This window comes from Streptomyces sp. NPDC058469 (assembly GCF_042721125.1).
GTDB lineage: Bacteria > Actinomycetota > Actinomycetes > Streptomycetales > Streptomycetaceae > Streptomyces.
The window spans coordinates 312-5,542 of sequence record NZ_JBHXME010000304.1 but is presented as its reverse complement, the minus strand read 5'-3'; the positions used below and the strand labels follow the sequence as shown (position 1 = coordinate 5,542).

General features: G+C 71.7%; 4 protein-coding genes and 2 pseudogenes. 3 read left to right on the top strand and 3 right to left on the bottom strand.

All coding sequences use genetic code 11. The features are described 5' to 3' along the window. Positions 1-268 precede the first annotated feature (268 nt). Positions 269-1,099, bottom strand: coding sequence for a DUF4190 domain-containing protein (locus ACFWP5_RS51660; RefSeq protein WP_384174160.1), 831 nt, complete (start codon positions 1,097-1,099; stop codon positions 269-271). 440 nt (positions 1,100-1,539) lie between these two features. On the opposite strand from ACFWP5_RS51660, the pseudogene ACFWP5_RS51655 reads away from it, so the two are divergent. Further along, a pseudogene (locus ACFWP5_RS51655) lies at positions 1,540-2,684 on the top strand (adenosine deaminase). Positions 2,685-2,753: 69 nt separating this feature from the next. Then, positions 2,754-3,440, top strand: coding sequence for a glycerophosphodiester phosphodiesterase (locus ACFWP5_RS51650; RefSeq protein ID WP_384174157.1), 687 nt, complete (start codon positions 2,754-2,756; stop codon positions 3,438-3,440). Here the strand turns inward: ACFWP5_RS51650 and ACFWP5_RS51645 are convergent. Next, on the bottom strand, positions 3,424-4,089 hold the full coding sequence (locus ACFWP5_RS51645; RefSeq protein WP_384174163.1) for an NADPH-dependent F420 reductase: 666 nt from the start codon (positions 4,087-4,089) through the stop codon (positions 3,424-3,426). The two genes, ACFWP5_RS51650 and ACFWP5_RS51645, sit on opposite strands and share 17 nt — an antisense overlap. Before the next feature lie 36 nt (positions 4,090-4,125). Here ACFWP5_RS51645 and ACFWP5_RS51640 point away from each other — a divergent pair, with 36 nt between their 5' ends. Continuing rightward, positions 4,126-4,545 (top strand): winged helix-turn-helix transcriptional regulator, encoded by a 420-nt coding sequence (locus ACFWP5_RS51640; protein WP_384174154.1) that lies wholly within the window; start codon positions 4,126-4,128, stop codon positions 4,543-4,545. Here ACFWP5_RS51640 and ACFWP5_RS51635 read toward each other — a convergent pair. Then, positions 4,527-5,231 (bottom strand): annotated as a pseudogene (locus ACFWP5_RS51635) (sigma-70 family RNA polymerase sigma factor); the annotation flags it as partial. The gene ACFWP5_RS51640 and the pseudogene ACFWP5_RS51635 sit on opposite strands and share 19 nt — an antisense overlap.

Below are 5,231 nucleotides of genomic sequence, written 5' to 3'. Positions count from 1 at the left end.
CCTCTGTTTGTTGACATGGCTGAACGGGTTGGTGCCGGGTACGCGGCGGGCTGCGCCGTACCGCCACGACCCGCTCCCGTTTCGTCGGCGACTGCGGGCTCGTGGTCCATCCCGGGCCATCCCAGGCGGGGTTGCCGGAATGATGATCCGGAAAAGTTGGGGCTGGGGCGGGCGGGGATACGCGATCACGGGCACGGGCACCCCCACGGCGGGGCGAACGCGGGCCCGGCTGCCGTGGGTGTGAGGTGGGGCTCCTGCCCGGGCGGGGTCAAGCCTGGGGCAGGACGGGTGCCGTCAGGCTGGGGGCGGAGTTGTAGAAGGGGTCGGTGTCCGTGGTGTCGGTGCTGTCTCCGTGATTGATGGCGAACACGATGGTGGCGATCAACGCGCCGACCGTGAGGACCCCCAAGACGGTCCCGATGATGCCCGTGATGAAACCCGCCTGGGCCTGACCGCGGTTCGTGGCCTCGCCCCGGTCGGCCCGCCTCTTGCCCTTGACGCCGAGGATGATCGCGGTGACACCGAGGACCAGGGAGACGATGCCATAGATGCAGAACAGGCAGCAGGACAGGATGCCCAGCACCATCGCCGCGGTGCCCATGTTGTTCTGCGGGGCCATCGGCATACCGGGCCAGCCGTAGCCCTGCGGGTAGCCGGGGTAACCGTAGCCGTTGGGCATGCCGGGGGCGCCTGGCATTCCGGGGCCGCCCGGCATTCCGGGGCCTGGGCCGTTGGGCGGGCCGGGTTGGGGGTAGCCGCCTGAGGTGTTGGGCTGGCCGTAGCCGGGAGAGCCGTAGGTGGGGAGGCCCGGGGGTGTGCCGGGAGGGCCGTAACCGGGGGCGCCGGGAGGGGTGCCGGGCGCGGGGGCGGCGGGACCGAGTGGGGCGAAGCCTTCGGCCGGCATGGAGGTCACCGTGGCCTGGTTGTGCAGGGACGGTGACTGTGACTGCGGCGGGGGCTGGTCCTGCGGGTGGGGCTGATGACCGGGGGCGGGTGGCTGGGCGCCCTTCTCCAGCGATGGCCTGCTCTCCGGCGGTGCCCACGGGTCGCGGTTCGCTCCCGCTCCCGCGCCGGCCTCCGGCTGTGTCTGGTCCCCCACGTTCCGTCCCCGTCCCCGTCGGTCCATCGTCAGAGCGACCATGCTAGAGCGTTCCGCTGACGGTTCTGGCACACGGGTTGCTGCGGAGGGCGTCGGCATCGGCATCGGCGACGCCGGGTCGGGTCGGCCTGGCTGGCTGGCTGGCTGGCAGCGCGGATGCCATCGGCGGTGCCGACCGGCAGCACCGACACCACCATCGATGCCGACCCGCCCGCCGGCCGCCGCCCGCTGCCGGTAACCCGCTGCCCAGCAGCCTCCGCCGTAGCCCCCGTCCCGGCACCACGTACGCCGGCGCCACCAGCCGCGCCCTGGACCCGCATCCCGCCGGTCCCGACCCGCCCCCCAAGCGCCCGTACCCATCAACCGTCGGCCACCCCTGCGCACCACCCCCGACCCGCCTACACCCCACCCCACCTCGCCCCGTCCCACCCCGGCCTACGATGATCCCGAGTCATCGATCAGCCGATCACCCGCGTCCCGCTCGGTACTGCCCGGGACGCCGTTCCGGGGAGGAACCTTGTCCGACCACAGCGCCGCAATCGCCGGCGGTCAGGCCCGTGACCTGCATGCCTTTATCGCCGGGCTGCCGAAGGCCGAACTGCATGTCCATCACGTCGGCTCCGCCTCCCCGCGGATCGTCTCGGAGCTGGCCGCCCGGCACTCCGACTCCAAGGTGCCCACCGATCCCGAGGCCCTGGTCGACTACTTCAGCTTCACGGACTTCGCGCACTTCATCGACGTGTACCTGTCCGTTGTAGACCTGATCCGCACGCCGGAGGACGTACGGCTGCTGACGTACGAGGTCGCGCGGGACATGGCCCGGCAGCAGGTGCGGTACGCCGAGTTGACCATCACGCCGTTCTCGTCGACCCGGCGCGGGATCGACGAGCTGGCCTTCATGGACGCGATCGAGGACGCCCGCAAGGCGGCCGAGGCGGAGTTCGGGACCGTGCTGCGGTGGTGCTTCGACATTCCGGGTGAGGCCGGTCTTGAGGCCGCCGAGGAGACCGTGCGGCTCGCCACCGAGGATCGCGTACGGCCCGAGGGGCTGGTGTCGTTCGGGCTCGGCGGGCCGGAGATCGGGGTCCCCCGGCCACAGTTCAAGCCGTACTTCGACCGAGCCGTCGCCGCCGGCCTGCACTCCGTGCCGCACGCCGGTGAGACCACCGGCCCCGAGACGGTGTGGGACGCCCTGAACGATCTGCGCGCCGAGCGCATCGGACACGGCACCACCTCCGCCCAGGACCCCAAGCTGCTCGCGCACCTCGCCGAGCACGGCATCGCGCTGGAGGTCTGCCCGACCTCCAACATCGCCACCCGCGCGGTCCGCACGCTCGACGAGCACCCGATCAAGGAGTTCGTCCGCGCCGGGGTCCTCGTCACGATCAACTCCGACGACCCGCCGATGTTCGGCACCGACCTCAACAACGAGTACGCGGTCGCCGCCCGCCTCCTCGACCTCGACGAACGCGGTGTCGCCGACCTCGCGAAGAACGCCGTGCGGGCCTCCTTCCTCGACGCGGCCGGCAAGGCCCGTATCGACGACGAGATCGACACCTACACCTCGGCGTGGCTCGCCCCCTGACAACCAGCGCCCCATGACAACCAACGCTCCCCGACGACCCGCGCCCCCGACACCCAGCAGAATGGGCCCATGCAGAACGTGACCGCCGTGGGCCATCGCGGCGACCCCTACCGTGTCCGCGAGAACACCATCGACTCGCTGCGTTCCGCGCTCGACCAGGGCGCGGACGCCGTCGAGTTCGACGTACGGCTGACCCGTGACGGCGTCCCCGTGCTGCTGCACGACGAGACGCTGAAACGGCTGTGGGAGCTGGACCGGCCGCTGAAGTCCCTGTCGGTGGACGAGGTGCGCGGGCTCACGGCCGACGGCGTGCCGACGCTGGTGGAGGCGCTGGCCGCGACCGAGGGCAGCCGGGTGATGGTCGACCTGCCCGGGCCCGCCGACCAGCGGGCCGTGCGCCGGATCGTGGACGTGATCCGTGAGTACGGGGCGGACGACCGGGTGTACTACTGCGCGGGCGCCGACGCGATGCTCGCCGTGCGCGCGGCCGACCCGTCCGCCGAGATCGCCCTGACCTGGACCTCACTCGCTCCCCCGCGCCCCGCGGTGCTCGAAGCGGTACGGCCGCGCTGGCTCAACTACCGCTTCACGCTGGTGGATCGCGACCTCACCGCACGCGTCCACCGCGACGGCTACCTCCTCTCGGTCTGGACCCCGGACACCCGCCGCTCGATGCGCCGCCTCCTCGACATGGGCGTCGACTCGATCACCACCAATCGGGTCGATGTGTTGTGCGGACTCAGGAAGAGGGGCTGAGGGGCCCACCCTGCCGCCCCGCCAACTCCCTTGGCGGGGCGATGGACTGTGCGTCCGCTCCCTCCCCGACCCACAGCCGGATCAGCAGCGCGGCGGTCGCCTCCAGCAAGCCCGCGCCCTGCTCCAGCTCCCCCGCCGCGAACGGCTCACACCCCACGTCCCGCACCAACTGCCGTACGACCGCGAGGGGTTCGACGTCGTCCCCGCTCAACGGCACGCCCAGCGGGCGGCCGTCGAACACCGGTGGTGTCAGGCGCCAGACGTCCTCGTGGCAGAGGTTGAACGCCTTGACGACATGGGCCTCGGGCCCAGCGGCGGCGGCGAGTTGCCGGGCGGCTGAGGAGCCGCCCGCGGTGAGGAGACGGAAGCCGTCGCCGACGGGGTTCGTGCAGTCGATCAACACCCTTCCGGACAGGGGGAGTTGCCGGGCCACTTCCACTGCGGCATCCCACGGCAACGCGACCAGTACGGCGCCGGTGCCGAAGTCGGCGGCCTCGCGGAGGCTTCCGGATAGGCCTCCCCGACGCCGCGCCAGCGCCTCCGCCCGACCCAAGTCCCGCCCGCCGAACAGCACTTCGTGCCCGGCCCGGATCCACTGCGTACCCAGCGCGTCCGCCATACCGCCCGTACCGAGAATTCCTATCCGCATCCGCATGCCACGACAGTAGGAAGGCGCTCGGGCACCATGTGGTGCGTGACCTCAGACTCGACGGACTCGACGGACTCGATGTTCCTCGCCGACTGCCGGGCCCGGCTCGCCTTCGACCTGTTGGGCAACACCTGGAACTGCGTGGTGCTGTGGGCCCTGCGACACGGGCCGCGGCGGCCGGGTGAGTTGCGTGGGCGGATCGGCGGGATCAGTCAGAAGGTGTTGACCGAGACGCTGCGGCGGCTGGAGTTCAACGGGCTCGTGGCGCGGCGGTCCTACGGTGGTTCGCCGCCGCGTGTGGAGTACGAACTCACCGCGCTGGGGCGGACGTTGCTCGACCCGATCGACGCGTTCGGGGCGTGGGCCTTCGAGCACGGGGACGAGGTCATGGCCGCGCAGGACGACTACACCCCGGGCAACCACCACACCCGGGACGACTACACGCGGGAGCGCTGAGCCACCGTCGCCGGGTCGGCCGGGGTCGTGCGGGTGACGTACTGGGGTGTCGGGGTGTTGTCCTTGCCGGTGTCCCGGGTCAAGCCGTAGCGGGTCGCGCCCTGGGCGGGGCCGGTGGTGACGTCCTGGTCCACCGCGTCCCAGGTGGTGGGGAAGACGTTGAGGCCGTAGTCGGCGCCGCGTTCGTTGACGGTGAGGGTGACGCTGCCGTCGACGTAGAAGTACTCGTTCTGCCACATCTGTTGGGTGCCGGTGGGCAGGACGTCGTAGCCGGTGGTCGAGTTGCCCATACCGGTGGCGGTGGTGTCGGTGGTACTGACCGGGTCGTCCATACGGCGGCCGCCGCCCGAGGCCACGTGGAAGAGCTTGCCCTTGAGGGCGGTCCAACTCGGCATGGCCAGCGCGCCGTTGCGGAGCTGCGGTGAGATCTGCCAGCGGACGAGGACGTAACCCTGGCCGCTGAGCGTGACGTTGTCCCCGCGATGGTTCATGGTGGCGTGCGCGCCGCCGGTGCTGGTGATGCCGGAGGCGGGGCGGTGCGGGAGCGCGGCGGGCGGGGTGTTCGGGTCCGGGGCCCGGTCCACGGCGTCGACGACCGAGCCGTAGGGGGCGGTGGTCGTCTTCGACGGGGAGGGGGACGGCGACGGCGACGGGGATGCGGACGGAGAGCGCCGAGCGCTGGACGG

Coding starts and splice junctions, on each gene's coding strand:
- ACFWP5_RS51650 (WP_384174157.1), top strand. CDS start 2,754: ATGCAGAACGTGACCGCCGTGGGCCATCGCGGCGACCCCTACCGTGTC.
- ACFWP5_RS51645 (WP_384174163.1), bottom strand. CDS start 4,089: ATGCGGATAGGAATTCTCGGTACGGGCGGTATGGCGGACGCGCTGGGT.
- ACFWP5_RS51640 (WP_384174154.1), top strand. CDS start 4,126: ATGTGGTGCGTGACCTCAGACTCGACGGACTCGACGGACTCGATGTTC.